Annotated in this window: 17 protein-coding genes; 7 read left to right on the top strand and 10 right to left on the bottom strand. The window is 73.5% G+C overall.

Annotated elements, in window-relative coordinates:
• Positions 1-21: 21 nt before the first annotated feature.
• Positions 22-1386 (bottom strand): MFS transporter, encoded by a 1365-nt coding sequence (locus tag ACFWEJ_RS08780; RefSeq protein WP_377228819.1) that lies wholly within the window; start codon positions 1384-1386, stop codon positions 22-24.
• A gap of 166 nt (positions 1387-1552) precedes the next feature.
• Here ACFWEJ_RS08780 and ACFWEJ_RS08775 point away from each other — a divergent pair, with 166 nt between their 5' ends.
• Complete coding sequence (locus ACFWEJ_RS08775; protein ID WP_377228818.1) at positions 1553-2482, top strand: LysR family transcriptional regulator; 930 nt, start codon at positions 1553-1555, stop codon at positions 2480-2482.
• A 278-nt stretch (positions 2483-2760) separates the two neighbouring features.
• Here the strand turns inward: ACFWEJ_RS08775 and ACFWEJ_RS08770 are convergent, their stop codons facing one another.
• The 8 genes from ACFWEJ_RS08770 to ACFWEJ_RS08735 are packed head-to-tail and all read right to left on the bottom strand — an operon-like array spanning position 2761 to position 10712.
• Positions 2761-3750, bottom strand: a complete 990-nt coding sequence (locus tag ACFWEJ_RS08770; protein WP_377228817.1) for an alpha/beta fold hydrolase — start codon at positions 3748-3750, stop codon at positions 2761-2763.
• Positions 3747-4385: a TetR/AcrR family transcriptional regulator gene (locus tag ACFWEJ_RS08765; protein ID WP_377228826.1), complete on the bottom strand. Its 639-nt coding sequence runs from the start codon at positions 4383-4385 to the stop codon at positions 3747-3749. The genes ACFWEJ_RS08770 and ACFWEJ_RS08765 overlap by 4 nt, the downstream gene beginning before the upstream one ends.
• Positions 4386-4402: 17 nt before the next feature.
• On the bottom strand, positions 4403-5953 hold the full coding sequence (locus tag ACFWEJ_RS08760) for a class I adenylate-forming enzyme family protein (protein WP_377228816.1): 1551 nt from the start codon (positions 5951-5953) through the stop codon (positions 4403-4405).
• Positions 5950-7011 (bottom strand): branched-chain amino acid ABC transporter permease, encoded by a 1062-nt coding sequence (locus ACFWEJ_RS08755; RefSeq protein ID WP_377228815.1) that lies wholly within the window; start codon positions 7009-7011, stop codon positions 5950-5952. The genes ACFWEJ_RS08760 and ACFWEJ_RS08755 overlap by 4 nt, the downstream gene beginning before the upstream one ends.
• Positions 7008-7883: a branched-chain amino acid ABC transporter permease gene (locus tag ACFWEJ_RS08750; RefSeq protein ID WP_377228814.1), complete on the bottom strand. Its 876-nt coding sequence runs from the start codon at positions 7881-7883 to the stop codon at positions 7008-7010. Before ACFWEJ_RS08750 ends, ACFWEJ_RS08755 begins: the two co-directional genes overlap by 4 nt.
• Positions 7880-8740 carry an ABC transporter ATP-binding protein gene (locus ACFWEJ_RS08745; RefSeq protein WP_377228813.1) on the bottom strand — a complete coding sequence of 287 codons (861 nt, stop codon included), beginning with the start codon at positions 8738-8740 and terminating at the stop codon, positions 7880-7882. Before ACFWEJ_RS08745 ends, ACFWEJ_RS08750 begins: the two co-directional genes overlap by 4 nt.
• A complete protein-coding gene (locus ACFWEJ_RS08740) occupies positions 8737-9510 on the bottom strand; it encodes an ABC transporter ATP-binding protein (RefSeq protein ID WP_377228812.1) in 774 nt (257 codons plus the stop codon). The genes ACFWEJ_RS08745 and ACFWEJ_RS08740 overlap by 4 nt, the downstream gene beginning before the upstream one ends.
• Positions 9510-10712, bottom strand: coding sequence for a substrate-binding domain-containing protein (locus ACFWEJ_RS08735; RefSeq protein WP_377228811.1), 1203 nt, complete (start codon positions 10710-10712; stop codon positions 9510-9512). Before ACFWEJ_RS08735 ends, ACFWEJ_RS08740 begins: the two co-directional genes overlap by 1 nt.
• A 245-nt stretch (positions 10713-10957) precedes the next feature.
• On the opposite strand from ACFWEJ_RS08735, the gene ACFWEJ_RS08730 reads away from it, so the two are divergent.
• A complete protein-coding gene (locus tag ACFWEJ_RS08730; protein ID WP_377228810.1) occupies positions 10958-12220 on the top strand; it encodes a PHB depolymerase family esterase in 1263 nt (420 codons plus the stop codon).
• A gap of 196 nt (positions 12221-12416) precedes the next feature.
• Complete coding sequence (locus ACFWEJ_RS08725; RefSeq protein WP_377228809.1) at positions 12417-13706, top strand: hypothetical protein; 1290 nt, start codon at positions 12417-12419, stop codon at positions 13704-13706.
• A 43-nt stretch (positions 13707-13749) separates the two neighbouring features.
• Here ACFWEJ_RS08725 and ACFWEJ_RS08720 read toward each other — a convergent pair whose 3' ends face one another.
• A complete protein-coding gene (locus ACFWEJ_RS08720; RefSeq protein ID WP_377228808.1) occupies positions 13750-15243 on the bottom strand; it encodes a helix-turn-helix domain-containing protein in 1494 nt (497 codons plus the stop codon).
• Between the two features lie 273 nt (positions 15244-15516).
• Between ACFWEJ_RS08720 and aceA the strand changes: the two genes are divergently transcribed.
• The 4 genes from aceA to ACFWEJ_RS08700 all read left to right on the top strand — a co-directional run bounded on the left by aceA (position 15517) and on the right by ACFWEJ_RS08700 (position 21819).
• Complete coding sequence (aceA, locus tag ACFWEJ_RS08715) at positions 15517-16875, top strand: isocitrate lyase (protein WP_377228807.1); 1359 nt, start codon at positions 15517-15519, stop codon at positions 16873-16875.
• Complete coding sequence (gene aceB / locus ACFWEJ_RS08710; protein ID WP_377228806.1) at positions 16875-18761, top strand: malate synthase A; 1887 nt, start codon at positions 16875-16877, stop codon at positions 18759-18761. Before aceA ends, aceB begins: the two co-directional genes overlap by 1 nt.
• Before the next feature lie 474 nt (positions 18762-19235).
• Positions 19236-20897: a D-alanyl-D-alanine carboxypeptidase family protein gene (locus tag ACFWEJ_RS08705; protein WP_377228805.1), complete on the top strand. Its 1662-nt coding sequence runs from the start codon at positions 19236-19238 to the stop codon at positions 20895-20897.
• A 61-nt stretch (positions 20898-20958) separates the two neighbouring features.
• Entirely contained in the window at positions 20959-21819 is an 861-nt protein-coding gene (locus ACFWEJ_RS08700; protein ID WP_377228804.1) for a hypothetical protein, read from the top strand.
• Positions 21820-21843 lie beyond the last annotated feature (24 nt).

The raw sequence follows: 21843 nt of genomic DNA, 5'->3' as shown, positions 1-21843 counted from the left end.
TACCCGCTCGTGCGCTCCGGCTCAGTCGTTCCGCCCCGCGAGCTCGCGCTCGCGGGCCTGGTCCTCGGCGTCCAGCGCGTGCAGGGACGCGCCCTTGGTCTCGCGCAGCGCGATCGCCGCGACCAGGGTGATGAGGGCCGCGATGCCCATGTAGACGGCGGTGGGCCACCACGAGCCGGTGTTCTTGAGCCAGGTCGTGGCGAGGATCGGGGCCAGCGAGCCGGCCACGATGGAGGTGACCTGGTAGCTGATCGAGACGCCCGAGTACCGCATCCGGGTCGGGAACATCTCCGCCATGATCGCGGGCTGCACCGCGTACATCAGGGCGTGGAACAGCAGCCCGGCCATCAGCACGGCCATGATGACCCAGACGTTCTTCGTGTCCATCGCCGGGAAGGCGAACCAGCACCAGGTGGCGCCGAGCACGGCGCCCGTGATGTACAGCGGCTTGCGGCCGATGCTGTCGGCAAGCCGGCCCACGGCGAGGATCACCACGAAGTGGAAGGCGTGCGCGGCCGCGACGACGCCGAGGATGCGCGTGGTGTCCATGCCGAGCGCGGTGCCGAGGTAGACGATCGAGAAGCTGACCACGAGGTAGTACAGGATGTTCTCCGCGAACCGCAGGCCCATGCCGGTGAGCACGCCACGCGGGTACCGCTTGATCACCTCGAGCACGCCGTAGGCCTTGTCGCCCTCCTGGATCTCGGCCTTCGCCTCCTCGTAGATGGGGGCGTCGGAGACCCGGGTGCGCACGTAGTAGCCCACGATGATGACCACGGCCGACAGCCAGAACGCCACGCGCCAGCCCCAGGCGAGGAAGGCCTCGTCGGTCAGGGTTGCCGACATCGTGTAGAGCACGACGGTCGCGAGCAGATTCCCCGCGGGGACGCCGGCCTGCGGCCACGCGGTCCAGCGGGCCCGCTCGGCGTCCTTGCTGTGCTCGGCCACGAGCAGCACGGCGCCGCCCCACTCGCCGCCGAGCGCCACACCCTGGACGAAGCGCAGGATCACCAGGAGCGCCGGTGCGAGGAAGCCGACCTGCTGGAACGTGGGCAGGCAGCCCATGAGCACGGTCGCCACGCCGATGAGCACGATCGTGAACTGCAGCGTGTACTTGCGCCCGAGCTTGTCGCCCAGGTGGCCGAAGATGATGCCGCCCAGCGGGCGGGCGAGGAAGCCGACGGCGTAGGTCACGAAGGCCGCGATGATCGCGTCGTAGGCGTTGCCCGTCTCGGGCATCAGCACCTTGCTGAACACGAGCGCCGCGGCGGTCGCATAGAGGAAGAAGTCGTACCACTCGACGACGGTGCCGGCCATCGAGGCGGCGACGATGCGCCTGATCAGCGACCGGTCGTCCGGTGCGTGGGTGCCCTGCTGTGCGGACATGCTGCTGCTCCTAGGTGTCGACTCTGACACGGGGTGCGGCCGGCCCGCGCGATCCGCGCGGCCTGCCACCTGTGACTCGCCGAGTGTTCCGGGGAAGCACTGTGCGCAGCAATGACGAAGTCGGCAGACGGTATGTGCACGGATGCACACTTGGTAACGTCACGGCATGTCAGCCCGAAACGACCCGCCGGCCGGCCAGGTCGCCGACCAGCTCCTGGTGCTGCTCGCCGTGGCGCGCACCGGCCGGTACACGACGGCGGCGCAGGCGCTCGGCGTCAACCACACCACCGTCGCCCGCAACATCACGGCGCTGGAGCGCGCCCTCGGCGGGCGCCTCCTGGTGCGCGGCGCGGACGGCTGGGAGCTCACGACGCTCGGCCGGCGCGCGGCCCGGGCGGGCGAGGCCGTGTCCGACGCCGTCGACCGGCTCGTCGGGGGCGACACCGAGGCCGACCCGGTCACCGGCGTCGTGCGGATGACCGCCACGGACGGGTTCAGCGCGTACGTCGCCTCCCCCGCGATCGCCCGGCTGCGGGGCGCGCACCCCGAGCTGTCGGTCGAGCTCGTCACGGTCACGCGCGTGGCGACGCACCACCGCTCGGGGGTCGACGTCGACGTCGTGGTCGGGGACCCGAAGGTGCAGCGGGCCAAGGCCGTGCGCCTGGGCGAGTACGTGCTGGGCATGTACGGCTCGCGCGACTATCTGGCGCGGCACGGCACGCCCACGACGGTCGAGGAGATGTCGCGGCACGGCCTGGTCTACTTCGTCGACTCCATGCTCCAGGTGAACGACCTGGACGCCCCGCGCCGCCTGGTCCCCGGCATGCCGGACGCGCTGGCCTCGACCAACGTGTTCGTGCACGTCGAGGCCACGCGCGCGGGCGCGGGGCTCGGGTTCCTGCCCTGCTTCATGGCCGACCGGCACGACGACCTGGTGCGGCTCCTGCCCGACGAGGTCACCGAGCGCTTGCCCTACTGGGCCGTGATCCGCACCGAGTCCTGGCGCCGGCCCGCCGTGGCGGCCGTGGTGCAGGTGCTGGCCGACGAGATGTCCCGCCAGCGCGACCGCATGCTGGGCCTGCGCCCGGAGACCTGACGTCGCCGGGCCGTCCCCGGGCCGTCACCGGACCAGAGGCGGGCGGCGCGGAGCTCGACGGGGTGAGTCACACACCGGGAGAGGTGGTCGGGTGGGCTTAATTTCGTTCACCCCGGACCCACTGAATATGGCCTTGCCGGACAGTCCGGCAGAGCCAGAGAGCCCGTGCCCGGGACGAACGGAATTCAGCCCGCCCGGCCACCTCCGCAAGAGCGGTGTTCACCCCGCGGCGCTCCCCCTGCGGCAGCTCGATCCGCGGCGGTTCGCCGGGGCGTCGGTCAGCCCTCGACTGTGGTCACCGCCGCCGCCACCGCCGAGATGCCCGGCTCCGCCATGATGATCGTGTAGTGGTTCACGCCCGCCACCTCGCTCGCCGCCAGACGCGGCAGACGACGCTCCCACTCCGCGACGGTGTCCGCCGGGTACATGCCGCCCGGCTGGTCGAGCAGGCCGCGCGGGGCGCGCAGGAACGTGATCGGCAGGCTCGTGTCCGCGGCCCACGCGAGCGCGGCGGGCAGGGCGTCGCCCCGGGCAGAGTCCGCCGAGTCCGCGGCGACGGCGTCGGACGACGTCGCGGGCCGGAGCACGGGCCCGGCCGCCGCCCCCGCCACACCATCCGCCGGCGGGTACGCCGCCAGGTCGTAGTCCACGTACTGCTCCACCACGGGGTTCCACTGGCCGAAGGCGGGGTGCGCCCGCCAGAACTCGCGGTACGCCTCGGCACTCGGGAAGGTCTGGGTCAGCCGCTCGATCGCGGGTCCGAGCAGCGCCCGCACCAGCTCCTCCGGGGTCGCGCCGTCGGGCACGCCCGGCGGCAGCGGGATGGGCAGCCCGCCGTCGACGAGCACGAGCCGGGCCACCAGGTCCGGGTGCCGGTGCGTCAGCACGAGCGACACGAACCCGCCCATGGAGTGTCCGACGACGACGGCGGGTCCGTCGGCGAGCGCCCCGATCACGGCGGCGACGTCGTCGGCGTGCGCGGCCATGCCGTACGGGCCGGGCAGCGCGTTGCTGCGGCCGCGGCCGCGCAGGTCGGGCGCGATCACGCGGCGTCCCGGGAGCGCCTCGACCACCGCCGGCCAGGCGCGGTGCGAGGCCGTGATGCCGTGCACCAGCACGACGGCGGGGAGGGGTGCGCCGTCGGGGCCGGCCGCCGCGGGCGCCGTCGGCTCCCAGACGCCCACCCGCAGGGCGCCCCCCGCCACCGCCACGTCGTGGGTGGCGTAGGTGTGCGAGCCCGTGGCCTCCACCTGGTCGACGACGCTCATGGACGCTCCTCCCCCTCGGTGCTGCCGGTGCCGCCGCTGGTGCCGCCCGGCGCCAGCGCCCGCTCGATGAACCGCATCGCCTGGTCGAACACCTCGGGCGGGACGGCCGACGTCGGGCCGCCGGGCTCGACGTCGGGTCCCCACAGGACCCACCGCATCCCGACGATCTCGCCGATACCCATGAGCGCCCACGCGGCCACCTCGGGGTCGATGTCGCCGACCTCGCCGGCGGCCTGCGCCTTGGCGAGGCCGTCGCGGTAGCCCTCGACGATCCGGGTGTAGTGCAGGCGCAGCGCGCCCGGCGAGACGAACTCGGCCTGCCGCACGATCCGGTACAGCGCGGGGTGCTCGGCCGTGAACTCGAAGAAGGCGCGGAACCCCGCCCGCTCCGCCTCGATCCGGCCGGACGCCTGCGAGGACGCCGCGATCATGGCGTGCCGCACGCGCCGGTTCAGGTCCTCGACCACCTCGTCGAAGATCTCGATCTTCGAGGTGAAGTACAGGTAGAACGTGCCCTGCCCCACCCCGGCCGCCTCCGTGATCTTCACGATCGAGGCGTCGTGGAAGCCGAGCTCGGCGAACACCCGCTCGGCGGCGACGAGGATGCGCGCGCGGGTGCGCTCCCCCTTGGTCATGGGCTGGGAGTTGGTGCTCACCGGGCCTCCTCGGCTGGGCGTACGTGGAGCGCCGAGCGCACCACCTTGTTCAGGGACGAGCGTGGCAGGTCGGGGACCAGATCAAAGTGCCGCGGCACCTTGTAACCCGCGAGCTCGCGTCGGCAGAAGGCCTCCAGGTCCTCCGCGTCGGTGAGCCGGCCGCCGCGCGGCACCACGAACGCGTGCCCCACCTCGCCCCAGCGCTCGTCGGGCACGCCGACGACGGCGGCGTCCGCCACGGCGGGGTGCCGGCGCAGAGCCGCCTCCACCTCGGCCGGCGTGACGTTCTCGCCGCCCGTGATGAACACGTCCTTGAGCCGGTCCACCACGCGGTAGTACCCGTCGGCATCGCGTTCCACCAGGTCACCGGTGCGCAGCCAGCCGCCCGCGAACGACGCCGCGGTCGCCTGCGGCTCCCGGAAATAGCCCGCGAACACGCTCGGGCCACGCACCAGCAGCTCGCCGGTCGCGGTGCCCGCGAGGTGCTCGCCGGTGACCGGGTCGGCCACCGCGACCTCGACGTGCGGGTACGGCACGCCGGCGGAGCCGACGCGGTCGCGCGCCACGTCGTCGGGCAGGCAGAGCACGTTGGGGCCTGCCTCCGTGAGGCCGTAGCCCTGGGTGAGCGCGACGCCGCGGCGGTGCCAGGCGCGCAGCAGCGGCTCCGGCATGGGCGCGCCGCCCACCACGGCGTGCCGCAGCGAGCTCAGGTCGGCCGCCGCGAAGCCGGGGTGCTCGGCGAGCAGGAGGTAGTTGGTGGGCACGCCCATCATGGTCGTGACGCGCCGGTCGGCGACCAGGCGCAGCACCCGCTCGGGCTCGAAGGTGCGCTCCAGCACCACGGTCGCGCCCGTCCACCAGGCCAGCAGCGGCTGGATGTTCCAGCCGCCCACGTGGAACTGCGGCAGCACCGAGAGCACCACGTCCGTGCTGGTCAGCTCCACGGTCCGGGACAGCGACAGGTTGTTCCAGAAGCAGTTGGCATGGGTGAGCAGCGCGCCCCGCGAGGAGCCGCCCGTGCCGGACGTGAACACCAGCAGCAGCGGGTCGTCGTCGCGCACCGCTCGGTGCGGCGGGCCGGCGGGCGGCGGCTCGGCGAGGGACATCCGCCGCGTGGGCGGCGGCACGCGCGCCTCCACGCCGTGCGGCCCCAGCGCGGTGCGCGACGGCGGCAGCGGCAGCCGTTCGAGCGCGGCGTCCGCCAGGGTGCCGCACTCCTCCTCGACGAGCACGAGCGCGGGGTCGGCCTGGTCGAGCTGCGCCGCGAGCTCGTGCGGCGACAGCCGCCACGACAACGGCGCGAGCACCAGCCCGGCCTTGGCGCAGGCGAAGAACAGCACCACCTGGTCGGAGCTGTTGCCGGTGACGGTGGCGATCCGGTCGCCCACGCCGTAGCCCGCGTCGAGCAGCCGGGCCGCGAGCGCCGTCGCCCGGGTCTCCAGGGCGCGGTAGGTCAGGGTGACGCCGCGGTCGTCGACCGCCACCCGGTCGGGCGTGGCCAGGGCGCGGTCGCGGGGCCACCGGCCCAGCGTGTGCAGGTCGCTCATGCCGCCGCCCCCTCGGGCGCGGGGCTCGCCGCGGGCCGACGCCGGGCGGCGAGCCGCTCGGCCGCACCCGCCAGCCCGCCGGGCAGGAAGATCACGACCAGCACGAAGCACGTGCCCAGCAGGAACATCGGCTCCGACAGCGGGATCCGGAGCACGGCGGGCAGCCCGGCCACGGCCTCGGAGTGCGCGAGCTCGGCGAGGCGCTGGTCCAGCAGCGTGTAGAGCACCGCCCCCACGACCGCGCCCCACCGCGAGCCGACGCCGCCCAGCACCACCATGACCAGGAGCGTGAGCGTGAAGTCCGCGGTCGACGTCGCCGGCGAGGCGCCGGACTGCAGCAGCAGGTACGCCATCCCGACGACGGTAGCGAGCGATGCCGCCAGGACGAACACCACGAGCTTGGTCAGGTAGGGGCGGCCGCCGATGATCCGCACGCGCACCTCGTTCTCGCGCACGGCCGCGGCCATGTGCCCAGCCCGGCTGCGCTCGATCCACAGCACCACCAGGTACACGAGCACCAGCACGACGAGCGCCAGCCAGTACAGGTTGCGGGTGTTGACCACGCCCACGAAGGCGGCCGGCACGCCGTCGGTCGCGAGCGCGAGCCCCTCCTCGCCGCCGGTCAGGTCGCCCTGGTCGCGCCGGACGAGCACGTTGCCCGCCTGGGCGAACGCGAGCGTGACCATGGCGAACGAGATGCCGGTGACCCGCAGGGAGATGGCGCCCACGACGAACGCGACGGCCACACCGCCCACGAGCACGAGCGCGGCGGCGGGCAGGAGCGGCACGTCGGTGCGGTCCAGCACGATCGCGAGGCCGTAGATCCCGGCCGCGAAGTACAGCGCGTGCCCAAAGCTCATCAGGCCCGCGACCCCGAACAGCAGGTGGTACGACAGCGCGAGCGCCGCCGTCAGCCAGCACAGGGCGAGGAGCTGGAGCGTGCCGGGCTCGTAGGTGTACCCGGGCAGCACGCCGGGGACCGGGAGCGCGAGCAGCGGCAGGCAGGCCAGGAGCACCAGGAGCGCCAGGCCGCCGAGGCGGGTGCGGATGCTGGTCATGCGGGCCTCCCCATCAGTCCGGACGGGCGCACGAGCAGCACGAGCGCCAGGAGCAGGACGACGATCAGGTCGCCGGTGTTGTTCAGGTAGAAGTTCGCGAGCTGCTGCAGCACGGCGACGACGACGGACGCCACCGCCGCGCCGGTCAGCGAGCCCATGCCGCCGATCACCGTGACGATGAACGCGAAGATCAGCAGGCTCGCGCCCAGGTGCGGCGAGACGTAGTTCAGGGACTGCGTGGCCAGCACGCCGCCCAGGCCGGCGGCCGCCCCGCCCACGGCGAACACGAGCGTGAACGCGCGGCGCACGTCGATGCCGAGCGCCGTGACCATGGCCCGGTTCTCGACGCCGGCACGGATGATCAGGCCGTACCGCGTGTACCGCAGGAACGCGACGATGCCGCCGAGCACCGCCGCCGCCGCGAGCACGTTGAGGAACGCGGTGTTCGGCACGTGCGCGCCCAGGACGTCGGTGGTCGAGGACAGCCACTCGGTGCGCGTGACGTTCCGGGGGTTCGGCCCCCAGATCCCCTCGAACAGGGCGACCGTCGCGAGCGAGAGGCCGACGGTGACGAGCACCTGCTCGATGTGCCGGTTGTAGAGGGGCCGGATGAGGCCCAGCTCCGTGGCGGTCGCCGCGGCCGCGCCGGTCAGCGCGCCGACCAGGAGGCCCAGCAGGAGCCCGCCCCAGGTGCCCGCGCCGACGAGGTTGCCGGCCGCGAGCCCGACGAACGCGCCGAGCGTGAGGAACGAGCCGTGCGCGAAGTTGAGCACGCCCATCAGGCCGTAGATCAGGGACAGGCCCGAGGCGACGAGGAAGTACAGCCCGCCCAGGCCGAGGCCCGTGGCCAGCAGGAGGATCAGGGTGCTCATCGGCCGGCCTCCGCGGTGGTCGTTGCTTCCTCGCCGGCCGGGTCGGGCTCGGCAGCCGGGTCGGGTTCGCCCGCCGAGACCCCCAGCAGCCGCTGGACCAGGTCGGGGTCGTCCAGCAGCGCCCGCGCCGGACCCGTGTGCACCACGCGTCCGGCGTCGATCACCACGACGCGTTCGGCCAGCCGCTCGACCACCTGGAGGTTCTGCTCGACGAGCAGCACCGGCACGGTCAGCGCGGCCGTGGCCAGCGTCTCGGCGACCTCGGTCACGATCCGCGGCGCCAGCCCCTTGGTGGGCTCGTCCACGAGCAGGATGCGGTTGTCGTTGAGCAGCGCCCGGGCCAGGGAGACCATCTGCTGCTGCCCGCCCGAAAGCGTGCCCGCACGCTGCCCGGCCCGCTTGACGAGGTCCGGGAACAGGGCGTCGACGAGCTGGCGACGCTCCGCCGTCGTGCCGTGCGACGTCGTTCCGGGCCGTTCCGCCCCCGAACCGCCGCTCCCCGCGCGGCGTGCTGCCCGCATGCCGCCGCTCCCCGCGCGGCGTTCCGCGAGCCGCAGGTTCTCGGCGACCGTCAGGCCCGCGAACACCTCGCGGTCCTCCGGCACGTACCCCACGCCGCGCCGGACGATGCGGTCCGTGCGCTCGGCGTCCACGCGGACGCCGTCGAGCAGCACCTCGCCCGATCGCTCGATCAGGCCGAGGACCGCCCGCAGCGTGGACGTCTTGCCGACGCCGTTACGGCCGAGCACCGCGGTGACGCCGGACGCCGGGACCTCGAACGACACGTCGTGCACCACCTCCTGGCCGGCGATGCGCGCGGACAGGCCGCGCACCTCCAGCACGTTCGGCCCGCTCATGCAGCGCTCCCCGCCGTCGTGCCCAGGTACGCGGACTGAACCGTCTCGTCCGCCATGACCTTCTCCGGGACGTCGCAGGTCAGGAGCTCGCCATGGTGCATGACGGCGACCCGGTCGGCCAGGCCGAGCACCACGTCCATGTGGTGCTCCACCATGAGCACCGTGCGGCCGGAGTCGTTGATGGACCGGATCACCTCGACCAGCCCGGCGACGTCGCCCGTCGCCACGCCCGCCATCGGCTCGTCCAGCAGCACCACCGACGAGTCCATGGCCAGCAGCACGGCGATCTCCAGCTTGCGCTTGTCGCCGTGGGACAGGTCGCCGGCTGCGGCGTCGGCCCGGTGGGTCAGGCCCACGGTCGCGAGGTGCTCGGCGGCCTCCCCCGACGCGGCGTCGCCGCGCCGGGGAAAGCTCAGCACCGAGAGGCTGCCGCCGAGGCGGCGCTGGGTGGCGAGCCGGACGTTCTCGACGACGGACAGCCGCGGGAACAGGCTCGACGTCTGGAACGTCCGGCCCAGGCCGGCCCGGGCCCGGACCGCGACGGAGGCCGCGGTCACGTCCCGGCCCCCGAGCAGCACCCGGCCGCTCGTGGCCCGGTAGATCCCGCTGATCAGGTTGAACAGCGTGGTCTTGCCCGCGCCGTTCGGACCGATCACGCCCAGCAGCTCGCCGTGCCCCACCCGGAGGTCCACCCCGTCGAGGATGCGCGCGCCGCCGATCGTCAGCCCGAGGCCGGCCGTCTCGAGGACCGGCTCGCCCCCCGTCGCCATTACTCGCTCGCCTCGGCAGGCGCGACAGTCTCGCCGTCGATGACCTCGACCAGCTCCGGCGTCCAGGTGTCGCCGTCCTTGACCAGCTTGGCCTGGTACATCGGCTGGATCAGGGCGTGGTCGGACGCGCGGACCGTGGTCTCGCCCTTGGGGCCCTCGAACGTGTAGCCCTCCAGCGCGTCGACCATCGCCTCGACGTCGCCGGCGCCCTCCTCGATCGCGTGCACGATCAGCTGCGCCGCCACGAAGCCGTCCGGTGTGAACAGGTCGGGCGTGCCGCCGGCCGCCTCGACGGCGTCCAGCATCGCCGTCTCGGTCTCCGTGCCGGCCGCGCCCGGGAAGTAGTGGTTCAGGAAGCTGACCTTCTCGGCCGCGTCGCCGTAGGCGCCGTAGGTGGCCACGTCGCCCAGGCCGGTCACGACGGTGGTCCCGTCGAGCACGCCCTGCTGGTCCAGGCCCTGCCACATCGCGCCCGTCGTGGCGCCGGCCCAGGCCACGAAGACCATGTCGGCCTTCGCGTCGAGCACCTTCTTGGCGAAGGGCGTGAACTCGGTGGCGTCCTCGGGCACCAGCACCGAGGAGACCTCGGCGCCCTGGCCGCCCAGCACGCCCTCGACCGCGGCGAGGTTGCCCTGCCCGAACGCGTTGTCCTGGGCGAAGACGACGACCTTCGCGCCCTTCGGGTCCACGAACGTGCCCGCCGCGGCGACGTCCTGCAGCGACTGCCGGCCGCTGCGGAAGGTGTACCGGTTGATGCCGGTGAGCGTGTCCACGGCAGCGGGGCCGGAGACGTACAGGACCTTGTTCTGCTCGGCCTGCTCGGCGAGCGGCAGCGCCACACCCGAGACGACCGTGCCGCCCAGGATCTGGTAGCCCTTGCCGATCAGGTCCTTGGCCTGCGAGACCGCCTTCTCGGGGTCGCCGGCGTCGTCGTGGTAGGTCACGTTCAGCTCATGGCCGGCCACCGTCCCGGTGCCGTCCGTGGCGTACTCGATGCCAGCCTCGAACCCCTGCTTGTAGGCCGCGCCGTAGGCGGCGAGCGGCCCCGACTCGGAGTAGACGATGCCGACGTCGATCGGTGCCGCGTCCGCGCCGTCGTCGCCGCTGCCGCCGGTGGTCGCGCCGGTCGGCGCGCACGCCGCGAGCGCCAGGCCCGTGACCGCGGCCGCGGCGACGGCCATGAGGGACTTCCTCGTCCGCATGACTCTGCCCTTCTTCGGGTGGTCGCCGCTCGTGGGGTGCGGGCTACGTCGCCCAAACCTGAGAGGCGATTCAGGTTGCGGAGATAGTGGACGAGACGGGCATCTCGTGTCAACCCATCCGCCCGCAGAAGGGGCCGGGTGAACTATTGACAGGTGATTCAGGTCGCACCTAATGTCCGCAGATGTCCGGCTGACCCCGCGCATCGGAGCGCCTCGGGCGGCACGACCTCAACGTGGAGGTTCGCATGACACACCCATCCCCACGGCGCCCTGGGCGCCTGGCCGTCTGGATCGCGGCCGTCGTCGCCGTGGCGCTCACCCCGCCCGCGGTCGCGGCCGTGGCCGCCGTCGCCCAGCCGGCCGCGCAGTCGGTCGCGGCCGGCGCCTGGTCGTCCCGTACGGCCGGCGGCATGACGACGCAGCTCTACGTGCCGACGTCGCAGCCCGCGCTGGCGGCCGGCCGGGCGCTGATGATCAACCTGCACGGCTGCGTGCAGACGTCGGCCAACCTGAAGAGCGGCGGCAACTGGGCGACGACGGCCGACGAGCACGGCATGGTCGTGGCCGTCCCCGCGGCCCCGAACGGCGGCGTGCTGCTCGGCTGCTGGGACTACTACGACACCTCGCACTCGCGGGCCAACCCGGCGCGGCACGACGACAACCTGCTGCAGCTCGTCGACGACCTGCTCGGGGACGCCTCGCTCGGCATCGACCCGAACCAGGTCTACCTCTCCGGGCTCTCGTCCGGCGGCGGCGAGACCATGGTGATGGGCTGCCTCGCGCCCGACGTCTTCGCGGGGATCGGCATCAACGCCGGCCCGACGGTCGGCACGACGTCGGGCCAGATCGGGTCGGTGGCGACCACGAAGGCGCAGGCCACGACGGTCTGCCGCAACTTCGCGTCGACCGGCTCGCCGGGCTTCGGCACGCAGGTGACGTCGGTGGTGTACGGGTCGTCCGACACGACGGTCGCGACCGGCTACAACACGCTGAACGCGCAGGTCATGGCCGGGATCTACGGCGCCTCCAGCCAGTCGTCGTTCTCCCTGGCAGGGCTGCCGGGAACGAACACCGCCGGTAGCGGCACCCTGTGGTCCGACGCCTCGGGACCGCGCGTCTCCCTCATCGCCAACACGAACGTGGGCCACGCGTGGCCGGCCGGCGGCGGGCCGGGCGGCTCGTACATCTCGACGAGCTCGGTGAACTACCCGGCGTACGTGACGGACTTCTTCTTCGACAACAACCGGCGCGTGGACCGGTCGGCCGAGCCCACCGACCCGCCGACGGACCCCCCGACCGACCCGCCGACGGACCCGCCGGGCCTGTTCTGCGGCGCGGCCACGAACGCGCAGCACCAGGCCGCGGGCCGGGCGACGTCGTACGGCATCGACCCGTACAACCCGTTCTACGCCGTCGGCTCCCTGGACTACCTGGGCCAGGGGAACGCGACCGTGACGACCCTGCGGGAGACGTCGGAGGGGGTGTACGACCTGGTCACGGGCTGCTGACCTGCTGGGCCCGCTCCGGGCCGGGGAGCCTCCCGGCCCGGAGCCGGGAGCATCCCGGCCTCGGGCCGGACTTATTCGCGTGCCCCGGACAACCTCCGCGTGCCACGATCGAGGCGGCCTCGGCCGCCCGGCCGGGACCAGGGCGCCGCCGCACCGCCGCGGCAGCGCGCATCGCCTGACACCCCCAGGAGTCATCGTGCGCCGAGCAACCCTGACCGCGACAGCCGCGGCCTCCGTCCTCCTGACCGGCCTGGTCGCCACCCCGGCAGTCGCCGCACCCGGCGACCCGATGCCGGGCTGGGACCCGCGCCCGGAGGAGGCGCACCGCGAGGTCGCCGTCGCCGGCTCCGGCCGGGTTTTCGTCGACGCGAGCTCCGAGGGCGGGTACAAGGTGGTCTCCTACCTGGAGAACGGCTACGGGAACGACTGGGTCCGCACCGAGAACGACCCGGGCACGTGGGCCGAGATCGCGACCGGCGAGAACGGGTACGCCGTGGACCTCCGGTTCAGCGCGGACGGGGCGGCCCGCTACCGCACCCACGACGGCAGCACCTGGAGCGACGCCGCGACGTTCTACGACGACGACGTGCACGCGACGCAGTTCGCCGCGAACTCCGCGGGCGACGTGGCGGTGCTCCTCCGGCTCCACGAGGACGGCGGCGGCGGGACCGTGCTGGCCCGCCTGGTCCACGGCGGGCAGTGGGTGGTGCAGGAGGTCCCCGGCGTCCCCGCGGACGTCCCCGCCGACGTCGCGCTCAACGACCAGGGCAAGACCACGCTGGTCTGGGCGGCGCCCGCCGGCGGGACCGCGGACGTCCGCCGGTCCGTCGTCCGGGCGGGCTCGACCACACTGACCCCACCCACGACGGTCGGCACGGTGAACGACCCCGCGCCCAACCTCGCGATCGACACGGACGGCGAGGGCCGCGAGACGATCATCGGCGGCAACCTCCTGTGGCGGCAGGCGAGCACGAACCAGCTTCCCGTGTACCGGCTCCGCGCGAGCGTCCACGCGCAGCTCGTCACCGGCGACTCCGCGACACGCGTGGTCTGGCCGGCCACCACGGAGACCGGCTACGCGGTCCGGTCGGTGCTCTTCGACGACGAGACCCAGCGCCCGCAGACCACGCTCTGGTCGCACGCGCAGCCGCCCTCGGGATGCCGCGTCACCACCGGGATCGGCAACGTCGCCCTCGGCGTCGGGATGGTCCCCGGCGGCCGGTCCTACCTCGCCGTCGGCCTCCGGCGCGACGTCGGGACCGACGGCACCTGCCCCGACATCGCGTCCCTGCTCGTGGTGGACCGCCAGGACCAGGTGCTGGGCGAGGAGCCCCTCGGCTACTTCGCCAACGGCGAGGAGTTCCAGGTGGACGCCGGCGCCGCCGGCCCGGTCACCGTCGAGTTCAAGAACTGGGACGACGGCGCCGACCCGGTCGGCGAGGACCAGCCGGACGGGCTGTACTCGCTCGGCTTCTTCCAGCGCTGACGTCCACCAGCGCTCGGCCTCAGCCCTCGGGAGCGTGCCTCGCTCAGCTCTCGGGAGCGTGCCGCTCCAGGAACGTGTAGACCTCCGTGGTCTCCACGCCCGGGTACGCGCCCGAGGGCATCGCGGCGAGCATCGACGCGTGCGGCCGCGCGGAGGGCCAGGCGAAGTCGCCCCACTTCTCGGTCAGGTCCGCGGGCGGACGCCGGCAGCACGACTCGTCGGGGCACCGCGACGCCGACCGGACCGTCGTCTCGCGGCCGGAGAACCACTTGACGTGCGCGAACGGCACGCCGACGGAGACCGAGAAGGCGCCGTCGGACGTGTTCTCCACGCGCGACGTGCACCAGTAGGTGCCCGACGGCGTGTCCGTGTACTGCGCGTACGGGTTGAACCGGTCCTCGACGTCGAACACCTGGCGTGCCGTCCACTGCTTGCAGACGTGCTGGCCCTCGACCGCGCCGAGGGCGTCCGAGGGGAACCGCACGCCGTCGTTCTCGTACGCCTTGTGCAGGATCCCGGACTCGTGGACCTTCATGAAGTGCACCGGGATGCCCAAATGCCGTGTCGCGAGGTTGGTGAACCGGTGCGCGGCGGTCTCGAAGGACACCCCGAACGCGTCGCGCAGGTCCTCGATCGCGATGGCGCGCTCGTCCTTGGCGTCGCGCAGGAACTTCACGCCCGGCTTCTCCGGCACCATCAGGGCCGCCGCGAGGTAGTTGGCCTCGACCCGCTGGCGCAGGAACTCGCCGTAGTGGCCCGGCTCCGTGTGGTCGAGCACGTGCGAGGCGAGCGCCTGGAGCAGCGCCGAGCGCGTGTTCGAGCGTCCGCGGAACCCCTTGGACGGCAGGTAGACGCGCCGGTTGCGGGTGTCGATCACCGACCGCGTCGAGTGCGGCAGGTCGCTCACGTAGTGCAGCGTGAAGCCCAGGTGCGCGGCGATCTCCGCGGCCATCCGCTGCGGCAGCGGCCCGGAGGTGTGCCCGACGTCGGCCAGCAGCTCCTTGGCGACCTGCTCCAGCTCGGGCAGGTAGTTGTCCTTGGCGCGCATGTCGTCGCGGAGCTCGCCGTTGGCCCGGCGCGCCTCCTCGGGGGTGGCGGCGCGCTCGGTGTGCAGGCGCTCCAGCTCCCGGTGCAGCGCCAGGATGGTCCCGAGCGCGTCGGTGGGCAGCGACTTGCCGATGCGCACGCCGTCGATCCCGAGGGACGCGAACAGGGGGCCGCGCTGCACCCGCTCCAGCTCGATCTCCAGCGCGTCCCGCTCCGACGGCGGCTCGGCCGACAGCAGGTCGTCCACCCCCGCGCCGAGCGCCCGGGCGATGGCCTGGAGCTGGGAGAACTTGGGCTCCCGCTTCCCGTTCTCCAGCGTGCTGACCTGCGACGGGGCGCGGTCGATCGCCGAAGCGAGGTCCTCGAGCGTCATGCCCTTGCTGGTCCGCAGGTAGCGGATCCGCCGGCCGATCGTGAGCGCGTCGGGCTCGCCGTCCGCCGTCGGGCCGCCTGCGGTACCCGCCGCCGGGCCGCGCGCGGGACGCGCCACCGGACGGCGCGTGGCACCCGCCGCCTGCCGGCGTGGCTGGGCGCTCTGCCCGCCCTGCGGGGAACGCGAGGATGTCGCGTTTCGGGCGGTTCCGCGATTTTCGGTGCTTCCTGCCATGCCCGAGGGTGACATAGGCAAAGGCTTCCGATCAACAGAAGAACACGAAAACTTCTGCGCGGATCTGCTTGAGAAGGGGGTTGCGGAGGGCAGATGGTCGTAACACGTCACCGGCAGACGCGGTGACAACGTTCCGTCCCGAGAAGGAGACCCGCCATGAGCGCACCCACGATCGACCACACGTCCGAGGCGACCACGTCCGCGACGACCGCGGTGCCGGCGCAGGCCTCCGTCCGCGCCGGAGACCAGGTCCAGACCGCCGAGGAGCTGCGCCAGTCCTGGGAGTCCGACCCGCGCTGGGCCGGCATCGACCGCAGCTTCACCGCCGAGGACGTCGTCGCCCTGCGCGGCTCGGTCGGCGAGGAGAGCACCCTCGCCCGCCGCGGGGCCGAGCGCCTGTGGCGCCAGCTCCACGAGGAGGACTACATCAACGCCCTCGGGGCGCTGACCGGCAACCAGGCCGTGCAGCAGGTCAAGGCCGGCCTCCAGGCGATCTACCTCTCCGGCTGGCAGGTGGCCGGCGACGCGAACCTCTCGGGGCAGACCTACCCCGACCAGTCGCTCTACCCGGCCAACTCCGTGCCGGCCGTGGTCCGCCGCATCAACAACGCCCTGCTGCGCGCCGACCAGATCGACGTGTCGGAAAACGGCACCCCTACCCGCGACTGGCTCGCCCCGATCGTGGCCGACGCCGAGGCCGGCTTCGGCGGCCCCCTGAACGCGTACGAGCTGATGAAGTCGATGATCCAGTCGGGCGCCGCGGGCGTGCACTGGGAGGACCAGCTCGCCTCGGAGAAGAAGTGCGGCCACCTGGGCGGCAAGGTGCTCATCCCCACCCAGCAGCACGTGCGCACGCTCAACGCGGCCCGGCTCGCGGCCGACGTCGCCGACGTGCCGTCGATCGTGATCGCGCGCACCGACGCCGAGGCCGCGACCCTGATCACGTCCGACGTCGACGAGCGCGACCGCCCGTTCATCACCGGCGAGCGCACCAACGAGGGCTTCTACAAGGTGACCAACGGCATCGAGCCGTGCATCGCCCGCGCCAAGGCCTACGCGCCCTACTCCGACCTGATCTGGATGGAGACCGGCACGCCCGACCTGGAGCTGGCGCGCAAGTTCGCCGAGGCCGTCAAGGCGGACTTCCCCGACCAGATGCTGAGCTACAACTGCTCGCCGTCGTTCAACTGGAAGAAGCACCTCGACGACGACACGATCGCCAAGTTCCAGCGCGAGCTGGGCGCGATGGGGTTCAAGTTCCAGTTCATCACCCTGGCCGGCTTCCACGCCCTGAACTACTCGATGTTCGACCTCGCCCACGGCTACGCCCGCGAGCAGATGTCGGCGTACGTGAAGCTGCAGGAGCTGGAGTTCGCCGCCGAGGAGCGCGGCTACACCGCCACGCGGCACCAGCGCGAGGTCGGCACCGGCTACTTCGACCGCGTCGCCACCGCCCTCAACCCGGACTCGGCGACCACCGCGCTGGCCGGCTCGACCGAGGCGGCGCAGTTCTGATGACCGCCACCATCGACACCCGCGCCCAGGGCACCAGCCCCTACGACGCCGACGCCGGACTGGCCGGGATCGGCACCCCGCCGGCGGCCCGCACCGGGTCGGCCCCGGCCGCCCGCACCGCGTCCGCCCCGTCGTCGACCCCCGCTCCCGTGCAGGCGCCCGCCCCGGCGCCCGCGCCCCGGAGCTCGGCCCCCAGCACGCTGCCGAACGGCGGGGTGGGCGCCTCGGGGACCGGCGCCCGGCGAGGCGTGATCACCGTGACCGCGGCCGTCGGGCCGCGGTACGGCGAGATCCTGACGCCGGAGGCCCTGGCGTTCCTGGCCCTGCTGCACGACCGGTTCGACGCCCGCCGCGACGAGCTGATCGCGCAGCGCCAGCTGCGCCGCCAGGACATCGCCGACGGCAGCGACCCGGACTTCCGGGCCTCGACCCGGCCGGTGCGGGACGACCCGGACTGGCGGGTGGCCGGATCGCGCAACGCGCCCGGCCTGGAGGACCGGCGCGTCGAGATCACGGGTCCCACCGACCCCAAGATGACCATCAACGCGCTCAACTCGGGCGCCAGGTGCTGGCTGGCCGACGCCGAGGACGCCTCCAGCCCCACGTGGCCCAACGTGATCGAGGGGCAGCTCGCGCTGCACGACGCGATCCGCGGCACGCTGAGCTTCACGAACGAGGGCGGCAAGGAGTACACCCTGCGGTCGGCCGACCTCGTGGACCTCCCGACCATCGTGTTCCGCCCGCGCGGCTGGCACCTCGACGAGGCGCACCTGCGTTACACGGACGCGAACGGCATCACGAGCAGCACGCTCGGCAGCCTCGTGGACTTCGGTCTCTACTTCTTCCACAACGCCGCCGAGCTCATCGCCCGCGGCCGCGGCCCGTACTTCTACCTGCCCAAGCTGGAGGGCTACCGGGAGGCGCGGCTGTGGAACGAGGTGTTCGAGGTGGCACAGGACGCCCTCGGCATCCCGCGCGGCACCGTGCGCGCCACGGTGCTCATCGAGACGCTGCCCGCGGCGTTCGAGATGGAGGAGATCCTCTACGAGCTGCGGGACCACTGCGCCGGCCTGAACGCCGGCCGCTGGGACTACCTGTTCTCGGTGATCAAGTGCTTCCGCACGCGCGGCGACTCGTACGTGCTGCCGGACCGCGCCCAGGTCACCATGACGGCGCCGTTCATGCGGGCGTACACGGAGCTGCTCGTGGCCACCTGCCACAAGCGCGGGGCGCACGCCATCGGCGGCATGAGCGCGTTCATCCCCGACCGCCGCAACCCGGAGGTCACGCGGCAGGCGTTCCAGCAGGTCGCGGCGGACAAGAAGCGCGAGGCCGGCGACGGTTTCGACGGCACCTGGGTGGCCCACCCCGACCTCATCCCGGTGGCCGAGGCCGAGTTCGACGCCGTGCTGGGTGACGCGCCGAACCAGGTCACCCGCCTGCGGCCCGACGTCGCCGTGGGGCAGCACGAGCTGCTCGACGTCGCGTCGGCGCGGCGGGCCGGGGCGACCGTGACGTCCGCCGGGCTGCGGTCGAACGTCTCGGTGGCCGTGCGCTACCTCGACGCGTGGCTCCGCGGTACCGGCGCCGCCGCGCTGGACAGCCTCATGGAGGACGCCGCCACCGCGGAGATCTCCCGGTCCCAGGTGTGGCAGTGGATCGCGTCGGGCACCGTGACCGACGACGACCGGCAGCCCGTGACCCGGGAGCGCGTCGAGGCGATCCTGCTCGACGTCGTGGCCTCGCTGCCGCACGGGCACGGCAACCGGATCGACGACGCGGCGGAGATCTTCCGCGCCGTCGCCCTGGAGGACGACTTCCCGGCGTTCCTCACGAGCCCGGCCTACCAGGGACACCTGGTGGGCTCACCCGTCGACCGGCCGTAGCCGGTCGACCCCAGGCTGGGACGCCCCGCTGTCGGGGCGTCCCTTCCATCCGCCCGACGCCGTGCCGGTCGCCGCTCTCTCGGCGCCCCACCACCCCTGGGGTGAGACCGGCACGGCGTCGGGCCCTCCCGTGGGGTGCCGCCCCGGGTGCCGAGTCAGGTGCCGGGTCCGCCGCCCCGCGAGGCGTCGCCGACGGCACGGTCGGCAAGCACGACATTCCGGTTGTTGCATGCCCCGTCAGTAGCGTTACCCTGGGCGTTCTTCGACGGACGGCAGCGGGGCGCTCGACGACGCCGCTGCCCCGACCGGTCGGCGGGCGGACGTGGTTCGCCGGCGCCGATGTCATACGCAAGGGGGCGTTGACCAGTGAGCGAACAGCCGAGCGGTGCACAGCCGGCAGACCGGACGTCGGGCGAGGGCGGGCCTGCCGGTACAGGCGGCACTCGCGGGCCTGCCGGTACTGCCGAGCCGGGCATGTCGAAGCCACGGTCCTCCCCGCCGGGGGCCGCTTTCCGCCGATCCGACGACCGCCGCCGCGGCACCCTGGGCCGCCACGGCCGCAGCGCCTGGACCGGCGTCGTCGCCCTGGCGGTGACCGGAAGCGTCCTGGTCAGCGCGTCCGCGAGCGTCCCGCCGGCGGGCGCCGGGCTGCTCGGCACGCCGACGGCGGGCGTGGCGACGATGCCCGCGGCGTCGGGTCCGGGGCAGTCGGCGGCGCGACTGGGCGCCGTCCGGCACGCCCCGCCCGCGCCGTCCGCCGTGTCGGACGGTGTCACCGTGAGCCAGGTCCTCGCCGTGCTGGACCGCGCCGAGCTGACCCTGCGGCAGAGCTCGGAGCCGAGCCCCGGCGTCGCCCAGGCCGCCGCGGAGCTCGGCATGCTCTACACGACCTACCAGGCGCAACAGCTCGCTCTGGCCGAGGCCGACCGGCCGCTCCGGGTCGAATCGGCGCCGACGGCGGGCGAGGCGCGCCCGGCGACCCCCGCGGCCGAGGTCGTGCGGGCCGAGCAGGTGTCGCGCACCGTGACCACCGCGCTCCGGCAGACCAGGGCGCCGGAGTGGGGTCCGTCGGAGGCCTTCCCGCCGCAGCGTGCCGTCCCCGAGGAGGGGCCGGGCTACGTGACGTTCGACGAGGTGGCCGTCGCCGCGATGCGGCTCGCCAACATGCTCGACCCGTCGTCGCCCACCGCGCTGCTGGACACGCTGCCCGACGCCGGGACGTCGCTGCGCCGCAACCTGCTGCAGACCGTGGCGGCCTACGGCGACTCCACCGCGGGGTACGCCAACGGCCGCATCCCCGCGGACGTGCTCTGCGCGCTGCCCTTCGCGCCCGGCCACCTGCTGCGCTGCGACGCCGCCGAGCGGCTGACCGCGCTCAGCGCCCGCTTCGAGGAAGAGTTCGGCTACCCGATCCCGCTCACCGACTCGTACCGCTCGTACGCCATGCAGGTGACGGTCAAGGGCACCAAGCCGCACCTCGCCGCGATCCCGGGCACGTCGAACCACGGCTGGGGCCTCGCGATCGACCTGGGCGACCCCGTCGCCGGCGGCAGCTCCCCCGAGTACGTGTGGCTGCGCCTGCACGCGCCCGACTACGGCTGGGACAACCCGTCCTGGGCCCGGCTCGGCGGAGCCAAGCCGGAGCCGTGGCACTTCGAGTTCTTCGCGGCGGGCTCCGTCCCGAACCGCGCCATCGACCCGTCCGACGTCGGCACGTGGGGGTCGCCCGCGGTGTCCCGGACCGATCCGGCGGACCCGGGCTCCCGGCCCGCGCAGGAGGCCGCGGCGACGAAGCGGCCAGCGTCCGGCGGCGGGGACAGCGCCGGCTCCGGCTCCGGCTCGACGGGCGGGCAGGACGGCGGATCCGCTGGGTCCGGAGGCTCCGGCGGCTCGTCGACGGAGCCGGGCGGCAGCACGCCGACCGCTCCCGAGCCGCCGGCCCCGGCCGAGCCCACCCCGACCGAACCGCCCGCGCAGGAGGACCCGGACTCCCCCACCGGCACGGGCCTGGTCGAGGACGTGGTCGGCGGCACGGTCGGCCTGGTCGGCGACACGGTCGAGGGGGTGGTCGGCGGCGTAGTCGGCGGCCTGCTCGGAGGTGGCAGCGCGACCGGGGCCACGAACCAGGCCGGGTGATCTTTCACCTCTGGCTTGAATACGTCGGCTTTTCGCCCGTTTTGCCGGATACGGTGCGCCCATGTCCGACGACGAGGGCGCGACCCGCGCTCCAGAACTGAACCCGTCCGCCGAGCCCGTTCCGGCTCCGGACGCATCGAACGGCTCCGTCTCCGACGCCACGGACGGCAGCACGACGGCGGCCGGGCCGGTCACGACCGACCCGGTCGCGAACAACCCGGTCGCGAACAACCCTGTCGCGAACGACCCGGCCGCGACCGACGCAGCGGAGCCCACGGCCGGCCAGGTGCTGACCGCCGAGAGCACGGCACCGCTCGCGGACGACGCGGCCACGCCTGCTGGAGCGGCAGAGCCGTCCGCGGTGGCACCGACCGGAGCGGCCGCGTCGGGCGGTCCGGACGCTCCGGCACCGGGGCAGGCGCTCGGCGGCGCCGTGGCGTTCGTCAAGGACCACGCAGTCACCCTCGTGCTGGTGGTGCTGCTGATCGCGGCCGTGGTGTGGGGTGCGCTCGGCGTGGTCTCGACGAACGACTGGCAGTCGCGTGCAGCGGCGCTCTCGTCGGACCTGGAGAGCGCGGAGCAGACCCTCGCCGAGGCTCGCGCAACGATCGACGACCTGGAGATCGCCAAGGAGCGCGCCGAGACCACGGCGACCGCCTGCATCGGCGCGATCGACGACGCGGACGCCATGCTCGAGGTCTCGGCCAAGCTGGACGACAAGACGGTCGTCTACCTGGAGGGGCTGAACGACTTCATGGCCGCGATCAACGCCGGCGACATCTCCGCGGCGGAGACCATCGGCTCCGAGATCGATGCGCTCAGCGTCCAGCTGGAGGAGCTGGGCAAGCAGATCGAAGGGCACGTCGACGACTACGAGGACACCGCCGAGGGGTGCCACGTGGACGACGCCCAGGGCGTCTGACCCGGGTTCCGGCCGCGCCACGGC

Source organism: Promicromonospora sp. NPDC060204, from assembly GCF_042728455.1.
Classification (GTDB): Bacteria; Actinomycetota; Actinomycetes; order Actinomycetales; family Cellulomonadaceae; genus Promicromonospora.
The sequence above is the reverse complement of the archived record's forward strand: the minus strand, read 5'-3'. Positions and strand labels throughout refer to the sequence as shown.

Bases quoted from the DNA above. Each gene is read 5' to 3' on its own strand.
- ACFWEJ_RS08730 (WP_377228810.1), top strand. From the start codon at position 10,958: ATGACACACCCATCCCCACGGCGCCCTGGGCGCCTGGCCGTCTGGATC.
- aceB (WP_377228806.1), top strand. From the start codon at position 16,875: ATGACCGCCACCATCGACACCCGCGCCCAGGGCACCAGCCCCTACGAC.
- ACFWEJ_RS08755 (WP_377228815.1), bottom strand. From the start codon at position 7,011: ATGACCAGCATCCGCACCCGCCTCGGCGGCCTGGCGCTCCTGGTGCTC.
- ACFWEJ_RS08700 (WP_377228804.1), top strand. From the start codon at position 20,959: ATGTCCGACGACGAGGGCGCGACCCGCGCTCCAGAACTGAACCCGTCC.
- ACFWEJ_RS08735 (WP_377228811.1), bottom strand. From the start codon at position 10,712: ATGCGGACGAGGAAGTCCCTCATGGCCGTCGCCGCGGCCGCGGTCACG.
- ACFWEJ_RS08760 (WP_377228816.1), bottom strand. From the start codon at position 5,953: ATGAGCGACCTGCACACGCTGGGCCGGTGGCCCCGCGACCGCGCCCTG.
- ACFWEJ_RS08765 (WP_377228826.1), bottom strand. From the start codon at position 4,385: ATGACCAAGGGGGAGCGCACCCGCGCGCGCATCCTCGTCGCCGCCGAG.
- ACFWEJ_RS08770 (WP_377228817.1), bottom strand. From the start codon at position 3,750: ATGAGCGTCGTCGACCAGGTGGAGGCCACGGGCTCGCACACCTACGCC.
- ACFWEJ_RS08775 (WP_377228818.1), top strand. From the start codon at position 1,553: ATGTCAGCCCGAAACGACCCGCCGGCCGGCCAGGTCGCCGACCAGCTC.
- ACFWEJ_RS08745 (WP_377228813.1), bottom strand. From the start codon at position 8,740: ATGAGCGGGCCGAACGTGCTGGAGGTGCGCGGCCTGTCCGCGCGCATC.
- ACFWEJ_RS08740 (WP_377228812.1), bottom strand. From the start codon at position 9,510: ATGGCGACGGGGGGCGAGCCGGTCCTCGAGACGGCCGGCCTCGGGCTG.
- ACFWEJ_RS08705 (WP_377228805.1), top strand. From the start codon at position 19,236: ATGTCGAAGCCACGGTCCTCCCCGCCGGGGGCCGCTTTCCGCCGATCC.
- aceA (WP_377228807.1), top strand. From the start codon at position 15,517: ATGAGCGCACCCACGATCGACCACACGTCCGAGGCGACCACGTCCGCG.
- ACFWEJ_RS08750 (WP_377228814.1), bottom strand. From the start codon at position 7,883: ATGAGCACCCTGATCCTCCTGCTGGCCACGGGCCTCGGCCTGGGCGGG.
- ACFWEJ_RS08780 (WP_377228819.1), bottom strand. From the start codon at position 1,386: ATGTCCGCACAGCAGGGCACCCACGCACCGGACGACCGGTCGCTGATC.